The organism is Mesorhizobium sp. P2_F7 (assembly GCF_056403695.1).
Map to the genome: position 1 here is coordinate 318,363 of NZ_JBFUFA010000002.1, position 18,939 is coordinate 337,301.

31 protein-coding genes and 1 tRNA gene are annotated in these 18,939 nt (G+C 60.5%); 18 read left to right on the forward strand and 14 right to left on the reverse strand.

The window, feature by feature from the left end:
• Positions 1 to 12 precede the first annotated feature (12 nt).
• Positions 13 to 267, reverse strand: a complete 255-nt coding sequence (locus tag AC1DZ8_RS06760) for a hypothetical protein (RefSeq protein WP_477310079.1) — start codon at positions 265 to 267, stop codon at positions 13 to 15.
• Positions 268 to 1,051: 784 nt separating this feature from the next.
• On the opposite strand from AC1DZ8_RS06760, the gene AC1DZ8_RS06765 reads away from it, so the two are divergent.
• From AC1DZ8_RS06765 to AC1DZ8_RS06795, 7 genes are all read left to right on the forward strand, one after another.
• Entirely contained in the window at positions 1,052 to 1,405 is a 354-nt protein-coding gene (locus tag AC1DZ8_RS06765) for a hypothetical protein (RefSeq protein ID WP_477310081.1), read from the forward strand.
• The gene (locus AC1DZ8_RS06770; protein ID WP_477400567.1) at positions 1,365 to 1,877 is read left to right on the forward strand and encodes a hypothetical protein; all 513 of its coding nucleotides are present in this window, start codon (positions 1,365 to 1,367) and stop codon (positions 1,875 to 1,877) included. The genes AC1DZ8_RS06765 and AC1DZ8_RS06770 overlap by 41 nt, the downstream gene beginning before the upstream one ends.
• Before the next feature lie 17 nt (positions 1,878 to 1,894).
• Entirely contained in the window at positions 1,895 to 2,173 is a 279-nt protein-coding gene (locus tag AC1DZ8_RS06775) for a hypothetical protein (RefSeq protein WP_477310085.1), read from the forward strand.
• Positions 2,174 to 2,182: 9 nt separating this feature from the next.
• Positions 2,183 to 2,701 carry a hypothetical protein gene (locus AC1DZ8_RS06780; RefSeq protein ID WP_477310087.1) on the forward strand — a complete coding sequence of 173 codons (519 nt, stop codon included), beginning with the start codon at positions 2,183 to 2,185 and terminating at the stop codon, positions 2,699 to 2,701.
• A 2-nt stretch (positions 2,702 to 2,703) separates the two neighbouring features.
• The gene (locus tag AC1DZ8_RS06785; protein ID WP_477310089.1) at positions 2,704 to 3,075 is read left to right on the forward strand and encodes an HNH endonuclease; all 372 of its coding nucleotides are present in this window, start codon (positions 2,704 to 2,706) and stop codon (positions 3,073 to 3,075) included.
• 292 nt (positions 3,076 to 3,367) lie between these two features.
• Positions 3,368 to 3,781 carry a hypothetical protein gene (locus tag AC1DZ8_RS06790; protein ID WP_477311226.1) on the forward strand — a complete coding sequence of 138 codons (414 nt, stop codon included), beginning with the start codon at positions 3,368 to 3,370 and terminating at the stop codon, positions 3,779 to 3,781.
• On the forward strand, positions 3,778 to 4,527 hold the full coding sequence (locus AC1DZ8_RS06795; protein WP_477311224.1) for a LamG domain-containing protein: 750 nt from the start codon (positions 3,778 to 3,780) through the stop codon (positions 4,525 to 4,527). The genes AC1DZ8_RS06790 and AC1DZ8_RS06795 overlap by 4 nt, the downstream gene beginning before the upstream one ends.
• A 203-nt stretch (positions 4,528 to 4,730) precedes the next feature.
• Here the strand turns inward: AC1DZ8_RS06795 and AC1DZ8_RS06800 are convergent, their stop codons facing one another.
• Positions 4,731 to 5,036 (reverse strand): hypothetical protein, encoded by a 306-nt coding sequence (locus AC1DZ8_RS06800; protein WP_477311222.1) that lies wholly within the window; start codon positions 5,034 to 5,036, stop codon positions 4,731 to 4,733.
• Between the two features lie 75 nt (positions 5,037 to 5,111).
• On the opposite strand from AC1DZ8_RS06800, the gene AC1DZ8_RS06805 reads away from it, so the two are divergent.
• Complete coding sequence (locus AC1DZ8_RS06805) at positions 5,112 to 5,333, forward strand: hypothetical protein (protein WP_477311220.1); 222 nt, start codon at positions 5,112 to 5,114, stop codon at positions 5,331 to 5,333.
• Positions 5,334 to 5,992: 659 nt separating this feature from the next.
• Here AC1DZ8_RS06805 and AC1DZ8_RS06810 read toward each other — a convergent pair.
• The 5 genes from AC1DZ8_RS06810 to AC1DZ8_RS06830 all read right to left on the reverse strand — a co-directional run bounded on the left by AC1DZ8_RS06810 (position 5,993) and on the right by AC1DZ8_RS06830 (position 8,109).
• Positions 5,993 to 6,241: a hypothetical protein gene (locus AC1DZ8_RS06810; RefSeq protein WP_477310465.1), complete on the reverse strand. Its 249-nt coding sequence runs from the start codon at positions 6,239 to 6,241 to the stop codon at positions 5,993 to 5,995.
• 345 nt (positions 6,242 to 6,586) lie between these two features.
• Complete coding sequence (locus tag AC1DZ8_RS06815; protein WP_477310467.1) at positions 6,587 to 6,733, reverse strand: hypothetical protein; 147 nt, start codon at positions 6,731 to 6,733, stop codon at positions 6,587 to 6,589.
• 10 nt (positions 6,734 to 6,743) lie between these two features.
• Positions 6,744 to 7,145, reverse strand: a complete 402-nt coding sequence (locus AC1DZ8_RS06820) for a hypothetical protein (RefSeq protein ID WP_477310469.1) — start codon at positions 7,143 to 7,145, stop codon at positions 6,744 to 6,746.
• Between the two features lie 377 nt (positions 7,146 to 7,522).
• On the reverse strand, positions 7,523 to 7,735 hold the full coding sequence (locus AC1DZ8_RS06825; RefSeq protein WP_477310471.1) for a hypothetical protein: 213 nt from the start codon (positions 7,733 to 7,735) through the stop codon (positions 7,523 to 7,525).
• Between the two features lie 17 nt (positions 7,736 to 7,752).
• Positions 7,753 to 8,109, reverse strand: a complete 357-nt coding sequence (locus AC1DZ8_RS06830) for a c-type cytochrome (RefSeq protein WP_477310473.1) — start codon at positions 8,107 to 8,109, stop codon at positions 7,753 to 7,755.
• 166 nt (positions 8,110 to 8,275) lie between these two features.
• Between AC1DZ8_RS06830 and AC1DZ8_RS06835 the strand changes: the two genes are divergently transcribed.
• From AC1DZ8_RS06835 to AC1DZ8_RS06845, 3 genes are all read left to right on the forward strand, one after another.
• A complete protein-coding gene (locus AC1DZ8_RS06835) occupies positions 8,276 to 8,509 on the forward strand; it encodes a hypothetical protein (RefSeq protein WP_477310475.1) in 234 nt (77 codons plus the stop codon).
• A 76-nt stretch (positions 8,510 to 8,585) separates the two neighbouring features.
• Entirely contained in the window at positions 8,586 to 9,449 is an 864-nt protein-coding gene (locus tag AC1DZ8_RS06840) for an ATP-dependent DNA ligase (RefSeq protein WP_477400572.1), read from the forward strand.
• A gap of 1 nt (position 9,450) precedes the next feature.
• Positions 9,451 to 9,885, forward strand: coding sequence for a hypothetical protein (locus AC1DZ8_RS06845; RefSeq protein WP_477310479.1), 435 nt, complete (start codon positions 9,451 to 9,453; stop codon positions 9,883 to 9,885).
• A gap of 55 nt (positions 9,886 to 9,940) precedes the next feature.
• Here the strand turns inward: AC1DZ8_RS06845 and AC1DZ8_RS06850 are convergent, their stop codons facing one another.
• A complete protein-coding gene (locus AC1DZ8_RS06850) occupies positions 9,941 to 10,279 on the reverse strand; it encodes a hypothetical protein (protein WP_477310481.1) in 339 nt (112 codons plus the stop codon).
• 332 nt (positions 10,280 to 10,611) lie between these two features.
• On the opposite strand from AC1DZ8_RS06850, the gene AC1DZ8_RS06855 reads away from it, so the two are divergent.
• Both AC1DZ8_RS06855 and AC1DZ8_RS06860 read left to right on the forward strand, forming a co-directional pair.
• Positions 10,612 to 11,130, forward strand: a complete 519-nt coding sequence (locus tag AC1DZ8_RS06855) for a hypothetical protein (protein WP_477310483.1) — start codon at positions 10,612 to 10,614, stop codon at positions 11,128 to 11,130.
• 64 nt (positions 11,131 to 11,194) lie between these two features.
• Entirely contained in the window at positions 11,195 to 11,683 is a 489-nt protein-coding gene (locus AC1DZ8_RS06860) for a hypothetical protein (RefSeq protein WP_477310485.1), read from the forward strand.
• 24 nt (positions 11,684 to 11,707) lie between these two features.
• Here AC1DZ8_RS06860 and AC1DZ8_RS06865 read toward each other — a convergent pair whose 3' ends face one another.
• From AC1DZ8_RS06865 to AC1DZ8_RS06885, 5 genes are all read right to left on the reverse strand, one after another.
• On the reverse strand, positions 11,708 to 12,250 hold the full coding sequence (locus AC1DZ8_RS06865; protein ID WP_477310487.1) for a hypothetical protein: 543 nt from the start codon (positions 12,248 to 12,250) through the stop codon (positions 11,708 to 11,710).
• A gap of 101 nt (positions 12,251 to 12,351) precedes the next feature.
• Positions 12,352 to 12,546, reverse strand: a complete 195-nt coding sequence (locus AC1DZ8_RS06870; protein WP_477310489.1) for a hypothetical protein — start codon at positions 12,544 to 12,546, stop codon at positions 12,352 to 12,354.
• On the reverse strand, positions 12,543 to 12,875 hold the full coding sequence (locus AC1DZ8_RS06875) for a hypothetical protein (RefSeq protein WP_477310491.1): 333 nt from the start codon (positions 12,873 to 12,875) through the stop codon (positions 12,543 to 12,545). The genes AC1DZ8_RS06870 and AC1DZ8_RS06875 overlap by 4 nt, the downstream gene beginning before the upstream one ends.
• Positions 12,872 to 13,189, reverse strand: a complete 318-nt coding sequence (locus AC1DZ8_RS06880) for a hypothetical protein (RefSeq protein WP_477310493.1) — start codon at positions 13,187 to 13,189, stop codon at positions 12,872 to 12,874. Before AC1DZ8_RS06880 ends, AC1DZ8_RS06875 begins: the two co-directional genes overlap by 4 nt.
• Before the next feature lie 103 nt (positions 13,190 to 13,292).
• Positions 13,293 to 13,382 (reverse strand) — tRNA-Ser (locus AC1DZ8_RS06885).
• A 369-nt stretch (positions 13,383 to 13,751) separates the two neighbouring features.
• On the opposite strand from AC1DZ8_RS06885, the gene AC1DZ8_RS06890 reads away from it, so the two are divergent.
• The 3 genes from AC1DZ8_RS06890 (at position 13,752) to AC1DZ8_RS06900 (ending at position 15,550) form a co-directional block, all read left to right on the forward strand.
• Positions 13,752 to 14,462 carry a 50S ribosomal protein L21 gene (locus AC1DZ8_RS06890; protein WP_477310495.1) on the forward strand — a complete coding sequence of 237 codons (711 nt, stop codon included), beginning with the start codon at positions 13,752 to 13,754 and terminating at the stop codon, positions 14,460 to 14,462.
• Positions 14,463 to 14,561: 99 nt separating this feature from the next.
• Positions 14,562 to 14,831, forward strand: coding sequence for a 50S ribosomal protein L27 (gene rpmA, locus AC1DZ8_RS06895; RefSeq protein WP_015315190.1), 270 nt, complete (start codon positions 14,562 to 14,564; stop codon positions 14,829 to 14,831).
• A gap of 131 nt (positions 14,832 to 14,962) precedes the next feature.
• Entirely contained in the window at positions 14,963 to 15,550 is a 588-nt protein-coding gene (locus AC1DZ8_RS06900; RefSeq protein ID WP_112393576.1) for a GNAT family N-acetyltransferase, read from the forward strand.
• 181 nt (positions 15,551 to 15,731) lie between these two features.
• Here AC1DZ8_RS06900 and AC1DZ8_RS06905 read toward each other — a convergent pair whose 3' ends face one another.
• Positions 15,732 to 16,595 (reverse strand): endonuclease/exonuclease/phosphatase family protein, encoded by an 864-nt coding sequence (locus AC1DZ8_RS06905; RefSeq protein ID WP_477310498.1) that lies wholly within the window; start codon positions 16,593 to 16,595, stop codon positions 15,732 to 15,734.
• Between the two features lie 170 nt (positions 16,596 to 16,765).
• Between AC1DZ8_RS06905 and obgE the strand changes: the two genes are divergently transcribed.
• Both obgE and proB read left to right on the forward strand, forming a co-directional pair.
• On the forward strand, positions 16,766 to 17,797 hold the full coding sequence (gene obgE, locus AC1DZ8_RS06910; protein WP_477310500.1) for a GTPase ObgE: 1,032 nt from the start codon (positions 16,766 to 16,768) through the stop codon (positions 17,795 to 17,797).
• A 2-nt stretch (positions 17,798 to 17,799) separates the two neighbouring features.
• A complete protein-coding gene (gene proB, locus AC1DZ8_RS06915) occupies positions 17,800 to 18,927 on the forward strand; it encodes a glutamate 5-kinase (RefSeq protein ID WP_477310502.1) in 1,128 nt (375 codons plus the stop codon).
• Positions 18,928 to 18,939 lie beyond the last annotated feature (12 nt).

Consider the following 18,939-nt stretch of genomic DNA (forward strand, 5'->3'; position numbering starts at 1 on the left):
ACTTCGATCCCGCTACAGTTGCGACTCCCGGAGCCTGTAATCCGGCGGTTCAGACCGCACCGGACCGCGGTATCGAACCGGCGGGCGCACGTCCACCTCGGCCGCAGTCGCATCGAGCAATTTCGCCAGCGCTTCCTCGACCTTGTCTGCTGCAGCCGCGGTCATATCCATGTGGAAAAGCACTCGGTGCGTCAGCATCGCGACCTTGGCATCGCGAAAGAGCGCAGTGTGCCTGAGCGGCGTGGTGTCGAAATCTCCGATGAGCATGAAGAGTTAACCGCGGCCGGCCGTCTTGGTTCCCAGACACCTTGGCCCAGCTGCCAAGCATCAGCCTGCTCAGTCGAGATCCGTCGCCTCATCGACATCGACCGAGGAATCGTAGCCGTCGATCCAATCGATGTGCTCAACCGTGCCGAGCAAATAGGGGTTGTCGTCCCGTTCGATTCCCATGCGGGCGGCAAAAACGCCACCTTGGAAGGCCCTGGAAGCAGCCGGTCTGGCTGCGGAATGTCTGCCGTGGAACAGCGATCTTCCAAAATCGATCAGTTCGGCCCGGTTCGGAAACATGAAACAGCCTCAGCGCGGTTAAGCTTCAACACAGGAAACACCTTCGGGCGGCGAATGGTTGCAGCACGATGCGCACTGAGATCAAAAACCGAAAGGAGGGATGATCGGCAAATCGGCTGCGAAGCCAAGCCCAGCATGGCGCCGCGGGGGATAGTTGCCTCCGCGTGGCCTTTAGGCGTTGGTCCGGTCCCCGATCCAAAACGCACGTTCTTGCAAATTGATGTTCTGGCACGCTCAATCTGCAAGCCGCACAAGCCACATTGGCCATCCCGAAATTCTAATCTGGCTTTTTGCATTTTTTCGGTCGGGAGCCGGTGCGCGCCCGATGCCAGCCTGGTCGAGACTTACCCCCGCGGGGGGTGTCGGCGTTCTGCAGGGGTTCGAAGCACTCACCGGTGCCCATCGGTTTGTTTCCATAAACCGGTAGAAAAAAGGTTTCGGCCCCGTAACAATTTGCCACAATTGGCGCTGGGCTGGTGACGGCATGGGCGCGGCCGATCGCCGTCGAGGGCGGCCACCAATAGGCACGCCGGCCGAGCGCCAGGAGCGTCAGCGCCGGCTGGGCCGCGAACGCCAGGCCCGTCGCGCGGAGCGTGAGGCCAAAGGCGGCATAGTCCTGCAACTGCCCATCGACCACGTGCTCGTTGGCCTTATGATCGAGGCCGGGGCGGTCGACAGCGCGGGCAGCCGCAGTCGCAAACGGCTCACCCGGGCCATCCTTCGTATCGCCAATAACGCGTTAATCCAAACCGTCGCGGCCGGCCGTAAATTCCAACCTGAGGAAGAGGAATCACCAAATGCTCGCACGTACCCCGAGGACCGAAATGGACTTCGCTAGCATCCTAAAAATCCCGCCGAAGCCAGCGTCGATCGCTGAGGCTGAACGGAAATGGCGTGAGGCCGTCGCTGAACGCGAGGCAGCCCAATCCAAGCACGCCGAGCTTCACCGCCTCTACTTCGGCCAGTTGCCGGGGCAGCCGCCAAGGGCCACGGCCGCCGACGTCGACAAAGCCGGCCAGGAAATCGTCCCTCATCAGGTCAAAGAGCGGGAAGCGATGCAGGCTTTGGAAGCAGAGCGAGCCGCCTTCGACGCGGAGCTTGCGTCCCTCAAACCGAAAATTGACGCGTACCGTAACGCCATCGGCGCGAAGCTCGACGAACTCGAGGATCTGATCGGGCTCGGCGTGCTGTTCTACGCTGCAGCGGTGCAGGCGAACGTCAAGTTGCAGAGCAAGCTGCCCGGTCGATGCCAAGGGATGCTGGAGCATGGCATCGCGATGACGCGCAAAATCTTGAACGGCGCTGAGTGAGCCAAAAGGAGAGAGAAATGTATTTGACCCGGGATATGTCCAACATGGGAAAGATGCAGCGACCCGCGGCCCCGAAGGCGGTGGCGCCGTTGCAGCCGGTGAAACTCACCACGCCGCTGAAGCCGGTGTATCTCACAAGCGTCCGGCCGCCCGTCCGCCTCTATGACCCGAAGAGGAAGGCGGATGATCTCTATTGGATCCGCCGGCTGGAGCGTGCGGGCCTGACCGAACACAACAGCAAGTCTGTTGCGCTCATGAAGTCCAACTATCAGCGCCGCTACGGCGAGCGCGTCTGAAACGGCTCGATGGATGTGGTGACGTTCATGGCGGACTTGGACAGTCATATCGCCGGTGAGCTCTCCGTGCTGCAGGCGCGCGGCGCCGATCGTCACCAGATCGAGTTGCGGCACAAGGAACTGTGCGAGTGGGCAATGGCCAAGTGTGCCCAGGCCGAGCTAGCGAGGCCGATCGATCTCTATCCCGTTGTGCTCACCGACGAGATGGCAACGGTGCGCGCCATGTGGGCGTTTCTACTCCCGGAAGTCACGACAGCCATCAAGGCCGGCATGACCGTCGAATACATTGCGGTGGTCCGAGCGGAAGACGGCATGACCGTGCTTATGCATGTCGATTTCGCCGAGCCGGAAGACCCGATGATCTGGGCCTCGTCAGACTTTTACAAACATTTTGATCCCGAGATATGGGCCGAGGCCTTGGAGAGCATCGCGGCCGACTACAGCGCCGGCATCGAGGTCGCGGATTGCTACCCGGAAGCATTGGCCGACGCTATGGAGCCCGCGGGACCTTGGAGGCGGATGTTTTAAGCATGGCCAAGCTGACCAATCTCCAACCGCTGCTCGGCGCCATGCCGTCACGTCTCGGCACGCTTGGGCCTGCCAATGAACGGGAGAGGTCAGCGCTTCGATCAAAGACCGAGCCGTCTTTCCGTTGGTACAATTCAGCCCGATGGAAGAAGCTTCGGATGTCGGTGCTCATTCGCGATCGTTTCACTTGCCAGAAGTGCAAGCTCCTCGAGCCCGACACATCGAAGCTGGTTTGTGACCACGTCACCCCGCACCGCAACGACGAGGCCAAGTTCTGGTCTGGCCCCTTCCAATGCCTTTGCCGCAACTGTCACTCCGGCGCCAAGCAGGCGGAAGAGAAGGCTAGCCCCGCGCTAAAGGGATGCTGGTACTGATGGCGCTCACATTTGGACCCGTGGGGGGCCATCAAGGTTTCGCCGCCGGCGTCTTGCGCTTAGCCGCTGCACCAGCATTCGCGGACTTTTTTTCCTGTTTGGAGAAATTTCCCGAAAAGCATGAAAATGGCGGAAAAACCCATTGGCCTCGATCCCCTACGCCACATGGCTTTGAGCCGTCTGCGATCGGTTCGCTAAGGGCGATTTTTTCAGAGTTTTTCCAGTCCGTGGATGTCGAAACCGGAGTTTTTTTAGTCCGTGGATCGCCGGCCAACGAAGCGAGGGCATAATCATGACGAACATCCCTTCGATCCTCCCAAGAATGCCAGACAATTGCCGTCGCAAATGGGGCGCGGATTTCCTGGTTGCCGACGAGAGCAGCAACCTGTCCGCCGGCTATACGGCAACAGCCTATGATCTTGGCACGTTGACGACCGGCACGACGACGCCAGACCCGGCCCACGGCAACTTCCAGCGCGCGGTCAACGGCGGTAGCTTTACCTTGGCGCCGCCCTCAGTCGGCAATGGCGATTCCGTCTCGATGACCATCCAGGTCACTAACAATGGCAGCGCTGGCACCATCACGACGTCGGGCTTCAGCAAAGTTACGGGCAGTTCGCTGACCACGGCCAATGGCGATGATTTCATGTTCTTCATCACCGTCTGCAATGGATTTTCGTTTCTCAATGCGGTCGCGCTTCAATGAGCTTTCCGTTTCCGACGTTTTCGCCAACTGGCGTATCGGCGCCAGCAACCGACCCGTTCATCGCCAACGTGGTGTTGCTCCTCGGCTTCGAAGGGGCCGACGGCGCCACGTCGACCACCGACGAGAGCCCGTCAGCGCATACGATCACCTTCAACGGTGACGCGCAGATCGACACGGCCGAGAAGAAGTTCGGCGCGTCATCCTGCCTCTTCGACGGGACTGGCGATTATCTCTCGGCTAGCACCAGTTCCGACTGGAATTTGTCGACCGCCAATTCGGATCCCCTGACGATTGAATTTTGGGTGAAGCCAGGCGGCAGCCCGACCGGCACGCTCGGCGTCATGGGCAAGGCGGCCGACATCTTTCACCTGGGCTGGTGGGTAGAAATTTCAGACCTGAAGCCGAGGCTTCAATTTTCATTCGATGGCGGGCCAGGCGGGAGCATCGTCAACGTTGCTGGCGGATCGACCGCGCTCTCTCAATCGGTTTTCAGTCACGTCGCCATCGGCAAGAATTCCTCCGGGAAAATCCGCATTCGGATCAACGGTGTCGTTAACGTCAGCGCGACGCCAGCCAACAGCGTATTTTTCAATGCATCTGCCCCTCTGGAAATTGGCCGCTCAAATGGCACCATCAACACGCTGATGATCGGATCGCTGGATGAGGTGCGCATCACAAAAGGCGTCGATCGCTATGACACGGACGCCGACATCACCCCACCGACAGCCGCCTTTCCGAGGAGCTAAGCGCCGGCATGCCGCGGCGTACGAGTTTTTCCACAGGTAATCCCCAGCCGTCGACGACTGGCAATTGCTGAACGACAAGTGCGCCTTCCTCATCTAACATTAGGGCGGGCTTAATTGCCCTTGACCACTTCCAAAAGCACCTAGCCCGTTGCCGCTCATTTGAGATGGTAGCGGGCTTTTTTGTAACAGCCAGGTCATGCGGCCTAAGCCTTGTCGACAAGGGGTGTTTTCCGCTTCGGCGCCACATAGCTGGTGACGAGCCGCACGGCACTTTGTTTTACCGTAATGCCTAGATCCTTGCCGCCTACTGTCACCGTATCCTCGTCGAGGCGAACCACTTCGCCGGTGAGCTCGATTTTCTGCCCACTGCTTATGTAGGGGGTGCTGTCCACGATCGAGTGTGGCTGATTGTAGGAAGGGATCAGAACGCTCACACGGTCTTCCGTGACCCGCTTGCGCACGGTTGCAGTTATGGCGACGATATCGCCGACTTTGATGCCCTGGGCCATGCGATGATTCTGAAGCAGCCTGGGCCGGCGTCAACATGAGCGGAACCTAATATACGCCGGCGCCTTATCTGCTGCATGAGCACACGCGGCACCAACTTCCTTCACAAATGGATGGCAGAACACCTGCCGAACGCCTTCACCGACGATCCGGCGGCAATCACCGACCTTGCCGATCAGGCCATTAGGGCGGCGGAAAAAGAAGGCATCAGCCTGGAAGAGATCAGCGAAGAAGTCGGCAGCGTGTTCGACGTCATCTTCGATGCGATGCAGAACCGTGCCGGCGGCGAGGGTGGATGACCGTGCCGAAATCAAAAAGGTTCTGGATCGCTGCAGGGATATTGGCAACGCTTGTTATTGTTGCTCTGGTGATGTCGATGTCCCTTGCCGCGCTGTCACCTCACTGATGGCCTTAGTTGTCATGCCTCTAGGCTGCGCCGAGGCCCCCTAGTGGCGTTCGGCTGAAAGCGCCGCCACACATTCTTCCAGAACGGCCAAGCGAAACCGAAGCCACTTCAATTCTTGGCCGACTTGCGCCAGCTTTAACATGCCGGCCGAGCACGCAACTCTTCGCCTCTGCTCCTCTTCCAAGGATGCTATCTTCGCGCGCAGTTCCAAGGCTTCCGTGGCCCTTGAGTTCCTGACCAAAGTCCGAGTTCGCATTTCCAATCCCGCAGCAAAACGTCGCCATCAATTGCACGACCGCGTTAAACTCCGGCTTTCAAATCATTGAGAAATTTAGCGACTGCTAAAATAGCTGCCGATGGCAGAATGAGGGGAGCCGGCGGCGGCCCTCCTTTTGTCCTGGAAGGAAAGATGGCCGGCGCCGTGGTGGGGTTGATGGGCGTAGCGCCGGCCAATGCGGGGTTGGGGTCCCGCGCAAGTCAAGCTATCCGAGTCGTTTGCGGCGCGAAGGGTGAGAGCCGAGAAGGACTGCTGCTATGGTGAACAGTGGGTTACTATCCACAGGCGTTCCCTCGCGGTTGAGCCGGCCCTGTCATGTTCGGCTGGATGAACGGCGCGCGTTTCCCGGTGATTGTCTCGATCGACTTCAGGAGCGGTTCATGGACGCTGCGGAGGGCTTGATAGTGCTCGCTTTGGTACGCGAGAAGCGGCCCGATGATGCTCTTGTGCAGCGCTTCCGCTGCCACCAGAAAGCGGTCGATCTGTTCCTGCGAGAGCTGGTTGGAAGGTTTGGTTCTGGCCATTGGCGATCTCCGTTTGAAGAGGTTCGCCGCAACGAGGATTATATTCCTCGAAGTTGATGACGTAGGTCAAGCGGAAAAAAGACGAAGGGCCTGTACCGCCAACAATCGCGATCCAGGCCCTTGGCCGTCGGGTTCAACATCGACTTTGCTCCCGAATGAAGGGGCGTCACAAGCCGGACCTTGGTCCCCGGCCCAATGGATGCAAAATGCAAGAGTCACCGAACATTAAGGTCATGCTGATAGTTTCCGCTGGGGCAGGGGAATTTTCCAATGCTCCGGCAAGCCCCCATAAACCCTAGGGGCGATACCCGCCGCTGCCGTGAATGGGGCGGCGGGTGCCTGGCGCTACCTAACAGGAAGCAATAAGGCCCCGGCGCCCAGCGCGGCGATCAGGAGGCAAGCAGCCATCCCAAGCATGTCGCGTTGCCGATAGCGCCAGATCGCGCCGGCAAGCATCGAGGCGGTGATGGCGGCGATGTAGAGGGCGACCATCCTATTCTTTTCAGCGTCCCAAGCCCTTCGCCGCTTTCAGCACGGCTGCGTCGGTGCTTTTCCAGCAACGTGTTCGATACAAAGGCATCGGACTCTTTTGGCAGGTTCGGTGCTGGCGCTGATATTCCAACAGACTGGTCATGGTCCCTTCCGGAATTGTTTCCAGGCGACGCCTCTCGGCAAGTTCGCCTTCGTCGACAGCAGGTGGCATTGAGCGCAAGAGAGCCAAGAGCTGGGCGCGGCACTCGAGAAGTATGGCCTTTTCTATCTGGTCTGCAGGCCAACAAAGGTCCTGGAACTCTTTCGTGGCATCACCGATGCAACTCTCGTAGATATGCTGTGGGGTACCGGCGTCGGCGACACTGATGGGCGACGACAAGGCAATCGAGAGATAAAACGCCGCCTTGATCATTTCCTCGCCTCACGCCAGCACCGCCGCCATTCTCGGCGATGAACTCGACGCCGGCCGCCGTCGCCTACAAGCCTTTGGACACTGCCTACTTTGTCAACCCCAGGGTCTCGGCTAAGCCCGCACCCAAGTACGCGATGAGGATCGCTCCCAGTGGTGGGATCGAACCGAGGACAACGAGCCAGAAGATGGTCCAGAAGATGTGGAAGACCAGCATTCGTTCACCCCTGTTGTTGCGACCGCCAGCTTCGGTCCCGCGCCACTCGAGTTATGCCCATCAGTTCCTTTACACGCAAGGCTCATTAAGCTGTCAGAGCAGCGGCCTACGCCTGCGCCGGCGGAATGGTCACCAAGGCCGATTGCAAGGATTCTACATTGGTTTACGTCGGTGGATTGCGCACGCGATCTTCCAGATCGCGCTGCTTTTCTTCGTTCGAGGCCAGCCGGTTGAAGGCGTTTTCGGCAAGCATGGAGCCGGCGAAGAGGATCAGGAGCGGCACGGTCCACGTCCAGAAGGAATGCAAGGCGAAAAAGGCCAGGCCGGCGACAGCGGCCGAAACCGCAAAGATCGCGAACCGGATCGTCTGGGCCATCTTATTTCCCTGTCCAATTACTCCTGCGGAACTTCGACGGTAACCTTGATCGCGGCATAGTAAGCCGCAACATTGGCGATGTCTTCATCGGTCAGTTTCTTGACGACCGCCGCCATCATTGGACTCGTGCGCCCTCCGGCCTTGTAAGTCTTCAGCGCGTGGACGAGATATTCGTACTTCTGCCCGGCGATATTGGGCGTATAAGACAATTTGCCGAGGCCATCCTTGCCGTGGCACGATTGGCATTGCACTATGATTTTCCTGCCGGCGATGCTGTCGCCTGCTGCCTGCGCAAATGACGAGGTGACCACGAGGGCAGCCAAGCCAAGGATCAAACCAGCCGCCCGGACGTGTCGAGCAAGGTTCTTGATCATCGAAGTCCTCCCATCGGTTTGACGAACATGCAATCTAGCCTCACGAAGAAATTAACTGCCGGTGCATCGACCGAGTCCAGCAATTGGAGATTGTGGGCGACAAGAAACTTGCGAAAAAGCGCACCGCCCTGCAAATATCTGCGCATTCTCCAAAGCGAGGCGCGAGATGCTTGCCCCAACTCCCTTCACCGAAATCGATATCGAGGACGTCGGCGTCTATCGGCTGCCGACCATGTGGCAGAGGCACCGCATCAAGCGGGTCAAACGCGCGGACCGCGATGTTGCCGCCTTGGCCTTCGGCTGCGGCATGACGGTACGCCAATTTCGAAAGCTGCCGGCTGACAAGCAGGCACTTGTTCGGCAGGCTTGGCTGGTCCTGATCTCGCCACGAAACACATAGCCCGCAGCGGGTTTTTTGTATTTCCGGAACTATTTCAGCGCATGCTAATTGAATCGCCGGGCGTGGGTCTGTGCGCATGCGTTTGAAGTTCGTCGAGCCGTTGACGCCGACTCTTGTGGAGAAGCCTCCCGAGGGCGACGGCTGGATTCATGAGGTCAAGTTCGACGGCTACCGATCACAGATAATCATCGACGACGAGGGCGTTCGCATCTTCACCCGGCGCGGGCTCGACTGGACCTCGAAGTATCGTGACCTAGCCAAGGCCGCAGGTGAGCTTGGCGTCGAGAGCGCGATCATCGACGGCGAAATCATCGTCCTGAATGAGGCCGGCCTGTCCGACTTCAGCGAGTTGCGGAAGGCCATCACGCGCCGGCAGCATGACCTCTATTTCGTGGCTTTCGATCTTCTCCACCTGAACGGCCACGACCTGCGAGACATGCCGCTCGAGGACCGCAGGGAGATCCTGGCCGAGATGGTTCCGAAAGGCAGTCGAATCCAATTCAGCGAAGCTCTACCGGGCACCGGCGCCGCAGTATTTCACCTTGTCGACAAGGCCGGGCTAGAGGGCGTGGTGTCGAAACGCAAGGACAGCCGGTATCGAAGCGGAACATCGACCAACTGGCTGAAGGCGAAGTGCCATGCGATCGGCGAGTTCGATCTGTTGGGTGTAGAGCGTGAACCAGGCAAGCCAGCCTTCGCGCTGCTGGCCGAGCGCGGCACCGGCCGCTATGTCGGCTCGGCTTTCATCACACTCAACCGCGAGATGCGCGAACGGTTGTGGAAGCGGGTCCAGGAGCGCGCCGGCCCGGCGCCCAAGGGCATGAAGCGGCCGGCGACGCAATGGGTCAAGCCGGGGCTTGTCGGCCGTGTGAAGCATCTGCGCGGCGAGGAAGACCTACGCCATGCCTCGCTGCAGGATTTTCGAGAGGAGGAAAAGTGACGTGTCGGCTGATCGATTGAAGATCCGCGATGCCGGTGGCGAAGGCTATGAAGTGCTCGACTACGATGGCCAGCCAATAGCTATGTGCGCCACCATAGTCGACGCTGCGAGGTTCGTTCACGATCGGGGTGCCCGCTTTTGGCTGGATTGGGAGCGGACCGTCATAGGCGGTCGAACGGCGCCAGGCGACTTTTGCCCCACCTTCCTCGGCTCCGATAGCGTCGGCCGCATCCAGGCCGAGCTACATGGCCCGAGCGCCGGCAGTTGGTTCTGGTCGATATCGACCCACGACGATCGCTGGCGCAAACACGGGGGACAGCGAGGCCGGGAACCTACCAAGGACATGGCAGTGTTCGCGCTGGAGCACGAATTCACACGCTACCTTGCCGAAACGCCGCCTGGACCTTCGCCCTATGCTATGGCTAAGGGCCTCTGAGGCGACGCCGGCCTACCTCACGGGAAGCAACAGGGCCGGGCGCCGAGCGCGGCCATCACCGGTTGAAGCCGCGAATTTCGCCCAGGAGTCTCATTACCTCTGCCCTTGACATTCGCTCGCTGCTCCAACCTCGAGGATCTGAGCTTTCTTGGAAAGGGTTCTTGCCGTCAAACGAGGCGTAGACCACCTGTTGGCCAGACGGATCAAAGTAAGAAACTTGGTGATAGGGGACTTTTCCTTTCCCTGTCACGCCGATGCGGACATAGGCGTTGCCGTGTTTCTTATTGCATGCGCTCATGTTCTCTAAGATTTGGCGAACATGCCCTTCCGGGTTCGTAAGGGTTGGAAGCACTGTCCGCAATGTGGCGTCAGAATCTAACGGCAGATCGGCCATACTGGTGTGTCTCTCCCACATGAAAATAATCAAAGGTGAAAAAATAACGGCCGAGCGCTGGCCTCGCAAGGGCGTGCTTGACGATATCAGCGAATGAGAGCGTCGACTGATCGCCGGATAGGCTCCGATACTCAACCCTGGCCGCGGCGACACGTTCAATCGCTGCGCGGCGTTCGTTGACCTCCCGAAGGCGCGGTAGTGCTCGTGGCCATAAGCTAGGTTCGCCGCAACGAGGACTATAATCTGGATGCCTGGCCGGCTGGCAAGCGCGGAATGCTGTGTGGCATAGGCGAGCGTCGGGTGCTATCCGTGAAAGCTCGGGGGCGATTTCGTTGGAAAAGAAAGACACCAAACCCTACTCGCTTACGTGGATGATATCGATCGTCGCTCTGTTGAACTCGGTCGTTGCAGTTTTTGTTGTTGTGGTTCCGATAGCGATCAACCTATTCACCCCAGAGAATTCGCACCTAATCTACTCGCTTCAGGCAAGTGCAGAAGAGTCGATTGGACTTCTGGTTTCAAACAGCGGCACCCGAGCAGGCACCATTTCCGGCGCCTCTTTGTCTGGCAAGATCGGGGGCACCGAAGTCAACGGCCTGGATCTTCGGATCGTGGAGTTGGTTGGCAGCGCCGTCATCGTATCCCCCAGCGAAACAAAGCTGTTCACACTCACCGTTTTGAAGCCGGTGCCCGGGTTACGCATGATCAAGGTACTGCCTTGCGGTCCGGCGACAACGGTATCCATTGACGTGAGTTCGACTGATTTTAAAGGGCAAAGACGGGAGGATCATCTGCCCGTAAGCTGCGATGAGCAGCGGGTCTTCCTGAGCACCTTTGGCGAAATGCAGTGAAAGCCCTGCAGCAGCGCGATGCAGCGCTGCTCCGAACAGGGCTGCTAGGATTGGAGGGCGGAATTTGCCGACGGTAGATCAATGGTCAGTATTGTTGCCGGTTATTGTCGGCGGTGGGCTGGCCCTTCTCGGGGTGGCGGTCGGACCGGCTATAACTCAATGGCTTGAGTCCCGCTCAGCTAGCCGCGCAACGCGGATTCAGCGCTTTGAGGAGCTGTTCGGATTGCTTCAACAGCACGACGAATGGATGAATCTGAAGACCCGAAAAAATGCATATGGCGAAAAACATGAATTGCCGTCAGAGCCGCTAGCAAAGGCCTTCGCCATCTCGGCCATATACTTCCCAGAGTTTCTCCCGGAATTGCGAAAACTGGAGTTTGTCACATCGGCCTATGGCTTATGGACCAGTGAGGCTGCGATGCGTCGTCTGGAGGGGAAGATAAGCGCTATTAACGATGGCTTTGACGATGTCCACCGGCCATATGCAAAAACCCTCAGTGAAGTGCGCGATCGCTTGATCGAATATGGCGTGTCCCGTAGGACCCGGGTTTAGCGACCGCCTTCCCGCTAGAGATCGTCAGGAAAGATCCTCAATGGCCGGCTTCTGGGCCGAGCGGCGTAGCTTGCCACGCTGCAACAGGATATCGTCGATTTCCTCGGACGTGAGAGTACCCTTCGTTTTAAGGGCGATGGCGACTCGCCGGATGTCGGACATGTGGCGTTTCACCAGCCTAGCCGTATGCCGCCGCAACTGAGCCAGGAGGCGCTGTTCCTCGACCTCTGAAGCGCCGGGCGCCCCCACGGCTTGATAGGCCATGAGTTCGCATTGCGTTTCATCGTCGCCCTCTCCGCCGGTGGTGTGGCCAAACATGATACGCTCGGCCTCGGCGCCTGCCATGAAGGTCATGATGCGCCCTCGGAATACCGACGAGATGTCCCGGAACTTCCCAAGATCGTTCTCCCAATCCCATTGGATGCGGTTGGGATCTGCAACAATGTGATGCCCTGCCGAATCGTCGTCTTGAACGATGGTGGCCGAGCCGCACGACATGGTCAGCTTACGGCCGATCACGGCATGCGCGGCTTCATGAAGCGCAAGGGAATCGTCGTAGGTCGACATAGGGACCGTTCCTTTCTTGAAGCAATGCCAGCAGGTCGGCGTGGAAAAGGCAAGCGGCCCGCCACCGTGAGGCAGCGGGCCAATAGGGTCGGGCGTTGGACCTATTGAATGCAAGAGCCCGGCGGATAGCTCTCCGGGTTGTAGTGCGACGGCGAGACGAGCATGAAACGTTCCTCGTCCCGGATAGGAATCATGCCGAAGATGTTGCGGTAAGCGTGGTGAAACGGGATGACTATCATCTCGTTACTCGGCTCTGTCGCTGCTGATAAACGGTCGGTTGGATCGAGCACGATCATAGCCCGCTCCTCACCAGAACTTCCTGCGACACCAGATCGTCGGGCCACATAATCTGCTCGCCGAAGATGTCCGGGCAAGGCTCTGCGTCACCGCCGTCCTCGTCGTCGCAGTTGTCCTGCTCTAGATCGTCGAGGCAGCCGAGCGACGGCTCGTCGTCGGCCGTCTCCTCGAGGTCGCAATCGACCTCCATCATGTCGAGCGCCGTGATAAGGCTCATGGCGCGGTCCAGGAGGTCGTTCAGACGCTTCTCGACCGACTGGCGCCATTGGCGCGGATCCATTCCCTTCGGCATGCCAAGGGGCTGCAGCGTGGACGTGTGGGCGTTCATGACACGCCCCTATCGTGGTTTTTATAGTAGATACCGAGGCCAGTTGAGGCCGGCCAGACATGGGCCTCCCACAAGGCCAACGGGCCGCCATCGTGACTGATGTCGGCCATCCAGTCATCCATCGCGTGGGCAAGTTCCGCAGCGAGCCGATTGACCCGCCGCACAGGTAACTCACGCGGCTCGGGAAGCGCCAGGACAGGCGGCTCCGCTGCCGAAGCAATAGCAGGAACGGACGCGATTGCGCCGACAAGCAGGACGCGGCGAGAGAATCTTCCGACGATCGGGCTTTCAGTCTGGTTTGAAAAGCGGTGCATAATCCAGTCTCCTTCGGGTGCATTTTCCTTGGGAAACGCATTGGGAAGGAGGCAAGTTACGTCGACAATTATCCAACAAAATCAATCTGTTAGGAGAGAAATCTGGCGGAGAGGGAGGGATTCGAACCCCCGATGGGCTTGCACCCATGCCGCATTTCGAGTGCGGTGCATTCGACCACTCTGCCACCTCTCCGCGGTCATGGTCGGCCGTTGCCGGCGCGGCGCACTAGATAACGGCTGGGCGGGCAGGTTACAAGGCCCAATTCGCGGGGAAATTCAGCTTCCTGTGTGGGCTTTGCCGGGAGAGCTGTATTGCGGGCGCGTCGGCAGGCGAGGCAGGCCAGCCTTCGACGGCAGGGATCGGGCGCGGCAAGGATCCGGCATGGCCAAGGAATCCGGCCGTTTGCCTTGACTTCATCCAAACCTTCGGTTAGGGGAAGCGCGCAATCGGCGTGGAGGGTTCTTCCGCGCCGCTTGTTTTTTGAACCCGCAGACTGACAAAAAGACGGCCGAACCGCGTGAAGCGGTTCATCAAGGCCGACCGAACAGCGAAAGGCAAAAAATGTTCGCAGTCATTAAAACGGGCGGTAAGCAGTATCGCGTTGCCGCCAACGATCTCCTGAAGATCGAAAAGCTCGAAGCCAATGTCGGCGATATCGTCGAAATCGGCAGCGTTCTCGCGCATGGCGAGGGCGAGAATGTCACCTTCGGCGCACCGTTCGTCGATGGCGCTCTGGTCACGGCGGAAGTCGTCGAGCAGGGCAAGAACCGCACCGTCATCGCTTTCAAGAAGCGCCGCCGGCAGAATTCGCGCCGCAAGATCGGCCACCGCCAGCTTCTGACCACCGTGCGGATCGCCGAGATCCTGCTGGGTGGCGCCAAGCCTTCCAAGAAGGCTGCCGCCAAGGTGGAAGCCAAGGCGCCGGAAGCCAAGGCTGACGTAGCCGCCGAGGCGAAGGCCGAGGCCGCGCCGAAGGAAGCCAAGGCCAAGAAGGAAGCGAAGGCCGAGGCCGCGCCGAAGGAAGCCAAGGCCGAGACCGCCGTCGCTGCGCCGCTGTTCAAGGCGCCGAAGGGCGAGCCGGACGATTTGACCGTGATCAAGGGCATCGGCCCGGTCGCCGCCAAGGATCTCAACGAGCAGGGCATCATCACCTTCGCTCAGCTGGCCAAGCTGACCGACAAGGATGTCGCCAAGATCGACGAGCACATGCCCTTCAGCGCCGACCAGATCAAGGACTGGCGCGAGCAGGCCAAGGAACTGGCGAAGAAGTAATTTTTCCGGCGACAGGGTCGCCGGATCGGACTTGAAACGGAACGCGAACGCGTTCATAAGACCATTCAAGCGCCCCCAGGGCGCATCGGAGTTAGTTAGATGGCACACAAGAAAGCTGGCGGCTCGTCGCGCAACGGTCGCGACTCGCATTCCAAGCGTCTGGGCGTGAAGAAGTTCGGCGGCGAAGCCGTCATCCCGGGCAACATCATCATCCGTCAACGCGGCACCACCTGGCATCCCGGCGTCAATGTCGGCATGGGCACGGACCACACCCTTTTTGCGCTTGAGACCGGCGCAGTCACCTTCAACAAAAAAGCCAACGGCCGAACCTACGTATCGGTCAACCCGATTACCAAAGCCGCGGAGTAGCCGGTTCCGCACTACGAAACCGGCGCCCATCTCGGGAACCGGTGTCTGGCCAAACCAGTGAATGGAGCCAGGAAAAGGATCAGGGGAGATGGGTTTTCCATCTCCCCTTTTTTTTGCCTGGAGGACGTCAAATGGTTGCCGAAGCGGAAGACACCGAAGACGAAAGTTACGCGATAGACTGCCCGGTGCTGGCCACCGAGCGGCTGGTGATGCGCGCTCCCTGCGAAGCCGATATCGCGCAATTGGTCGAGCTTGCCGACAACCGTCACGTCGCCGAAATGCTGGCCCGCATGCCGCATCCCTATGGCGAGGCCGAGGCACGCGCCTTCCTGGCCATGACGAGATCGCGCCGCGCCGGCATTGCCTACGCCCTGACGCTCGCCGGCACCGACACGTTCGTCGGCTGCGCCGGCCTCAACATGACCGATCGTGGGCTCGAGCTCGGCTACTGGATCGGCGAGCCCTACTGGAAGCGCGGCTATGCGACGGAGGCAGCACACGCGCTGGTCGACCTCGCCTTCCAGCGGACCTCGACGCAGGTGCTGCAGGCCTCGACCAGGGTCATCAATCCGGCCTCGCGCCGGGTCATCCACAAGTGCGGCTTCCAGTATGCCGGCCAGGGCATGCTGAACTCGATCGTCGCCGGCCAGGTGCCGGTCGAGCGGTATAGGCTCGACAGGAAGACGTGGATTAGCCTGCGTAACTGGGTCCACTTCTAGGCATGTCGATATTCAGGTGAGGCCGGTCTGCAAACGTTGGTTTTCAGCGCTTCCGGTGCTCACGTACTTTAAGTACGCTCCGCTCCGGTTCTCGAAAACCAGCGTTTTCGGCTCGGTCTGACCTGAATCTCAACACACCCAGGCGTGTGGCGCGAGGCCGGAAGGTTCCTGAAGTCGTAGCTCAGCCCATCTCGACCCAGACCGGCAGGTGATCGGATCCGACGGCTTTCTCGTCGACCCACAGGCGCTTCAGCGATCCGGCGAGCGAGGCCGAGGTGAAGATGTAGTCGATGCGTTTGTGGCGGCTTGTGTCTTGCGGCTGGTTGGGATCGACCCAGGTGACGATGTCCGACGCGTCGAGGCGCTGGGCGACATCGACGGCGAGATCGGCGGTCAGCGGCATGCCGAACTCGTGGTCCGGGCGGCCGACGAGTTCGACATATTCCGAGGAGCCGGACAGCATGTTGAAGTCGCCCATGACGATGAAGGCTTCGGGGTAGGGCAGGTCCGGCAGGCCGATCTCGGGAATGCCGGAGAGGCCGCCGCCCTCGAGAGCATAGTTCAGCAGGCGCTGGCGCAGAAAACGGATCTGGCTGGCGCGTTCAACCGGACTGCGATGGTCGAGATGGGTAGAATAGAAGCGGACGAAGCCGAGCGGGGTCTCGATCAGCGCCTCGAGCGCGCCGCGCTGAAAATTCATCGCCTCCAGGCTCCGACTGCGCGGCAAAAGCAGATTGCGCGACAGATGGATGGGCGTCTTCGACAGCACCATGTTGCCGAGCTGGAAGGTGGTGGTGATGGCGCGGCCGGCCTCCAGGCGCGAGCCGACATTGACCTCGAAATTGCTGCCATAGGCGGCAAAATACTCGGGCAACGCCTCGCCGATCTCGGCCACCATGTCGCGGTTGCCGTTCCTCGGATTGTTGCGGGTCACTTCCTGCAGCGCGATGACGTCGGAGCCGCGCACCGCATCGGTGATGCGGCCGAGATCGTAGCGGCCATCGAGACCGATGCCGTACTGGATGTTATAGGTGACTACCTTCATTCCCACGCCCCCCACGCTCCGTCCCGGGAACACTGCTACTGCTTCCCCGGCAAAAGGGCATCCGGCGCTTTAGTCGCAAATCGGCCTCGCCCTTCGGTCCGCCTTGGTTTAGAGCAAGGCGCAAGGTTAGAGCAAAGCCGCAAGTCCAACAGCAGAAACTGCGTAATCCAATGAAATTTCTCGATCAGGCCAAGGTCTATATCCGCTCCGGCGACGGCGGCGCCGGTTCGGTGTCGTTCCGGCGCGAAAAGTTCATCGAGTTCGGTGGCCCGGATGGCGGTGATGGCGGCCGCGGTGGTGATGTCTGGCTGGAGGCCGTCAACGGGCTGAACACGCTGATCGACTATCGCTACCAGCAGCATTTCAAGGCCAAGACCGGCGTCCACGGCATGGGCCGCAACATGACCGGCGCTAAGGGCGCCGACGTGACGCTGAAGGTGCCGGCCGGAACGCAGGTGTTTGCCGAGGACAATGAGACGCTGATCTGCGACCTGACCGTGGTCGGCCAGCGCTACCTCCTGGCCAAGGGCGGCAATGGTGGTTTCGGCAACCAGCATTTCAAGACCTCGACCAACCAGGCCCCGCGCCGCGCCAATCCCGGCCTGCCCGGCGAGGAGATGAACGTCTGGCTGCGGCTGAAGCTGATCGCCGACGCCGGCCTGGTCGGGCTGCCCAATGCCGGCAAGTCGACGTTCCTGGCGGCGGTGACGGCCGCCAAGCCGAAGATCGCCGACTATCCCTTCACCACGCTGCATCCCGGCCTGGGCGTCGCCCGTATCGATGCGCGCGAATTCGTCATCGCCGACATTCCGGGCCTGATCGAAGGCGCGCATGAAGGCGTCGGAATCGGCGACCGTTTTCTTGGCCATGTCGAGCGCACGCGGGTGCTTTTGCATCTGGTCTCGGCGCAGGAGGAAAATCCGGGCAAGGTCTACAAGACCGTGCGCGCCGAGCTCGAGGCTTACGGAAACGGCTTGACCGACAAGGTCGAGATCGTTGCGCTCAGCCAGGTCGACATCCTCGACGCCGATGCACGCAAGAAGAAGGCGGCGTCGCTGAAGCGTGCCGCCGGCCGCGCGCCAATGCTGTTGTCGGCGGTCACCGGCGAAGGCGTCGAAGCGGTGCTGCGCGCTCTGATGGCGGTGGTGGGCGAAGCGCGCGACAGAGCCGCCGCTCCCGTCGAGACCCGCTGGAATTCATAACGATGACGGCGCATTCGCTTAAGAAATACCGGCGCATCACGGTCAAGATCGGTTCGGCCTTGCTGGTCGACCGCAGTAGCGGGCTGAAGCGCGACTGGCTGGCCTCGCTGGCCGACGACATTGCGGTGCTGGCCAATGGCGGCGCCGAGATCCTCGTCGTGTCGTCCGGCGCCATCGCCCTTGGCCGCACCATTCTCGGTCTCGGCAAGCGGGCATTGAAGCTTGAGGAGAGCCAGGCGGCGGCGGCCGTCGGGCAGATCGCGCTGGCCGGCGCATGGTCGGATGCGCTGGGCAAGGGCGCGCTGAAATCGGGCCAGATCCTGCTGACGCTCGGCGACACCGAAGAGCGCCGCCGCTACCTCAATGCCCGCGCGACCATCTCGACGCTGCTCAAGATGAAGGCGGTGCCGGTCATCAACGAGAACGACACGGTGGCGACCTCCGAAATCCGCTATGGCGACAATGACCGGCTGGCGGCACGCGTCGCCACGATGATGGGCGCCGACCTTCTGGTGCTGCTCTCCGACATTGACGGGCTCTACACCGCACCGCCGGCGCGCGATCCCGACGCAAAATTCATTCCTGTGGTCGACCGCATCACGCCGGATATCGAAGCGATGGCGGGTGCTGCGGCGTCCGAGCTATCGCGAGGCGGCATGCGCACCAAGCTCGACGCCGGCAAGATCGCCACTGCCGCCGGCACCGCCATGATCATCACCTCCGGCACCAGGCTGTCGCCGCTGATGGCGATCGAGCGCGGCGAGCGCGCCACCTTCTTCAGGCCGAGCGCCAATCCGGTGAAAGGCTACAAGACCTGGATCGCCGGCCAGCTCGAACCGGCGGGGCGGCTCACGGTCGATGCCGGCGCCATCGGCGCGCTGCTCTCTGGCAAATCGCTGCTGCCGGCCGGCGTCCGGCTGGTCAGCGGCAATTTCTCGCGCGGCGACACGGTGGCGATCCTGTCGCCTGAGGGACGCGAGATCGCGCGCGGGCTGGTTGCCTATGATGCCGCCGATGCCGTAAGGATCGCAGGCCTGAAGACCGCCGAGATCGAAACCGTGCTCGGCTATGAGGCGCGCTCGGCGATGATCCACAGGGACGATCTGGTGGTGAGCGGCGCGGCCGAGTGAGGCTGAGGCGTG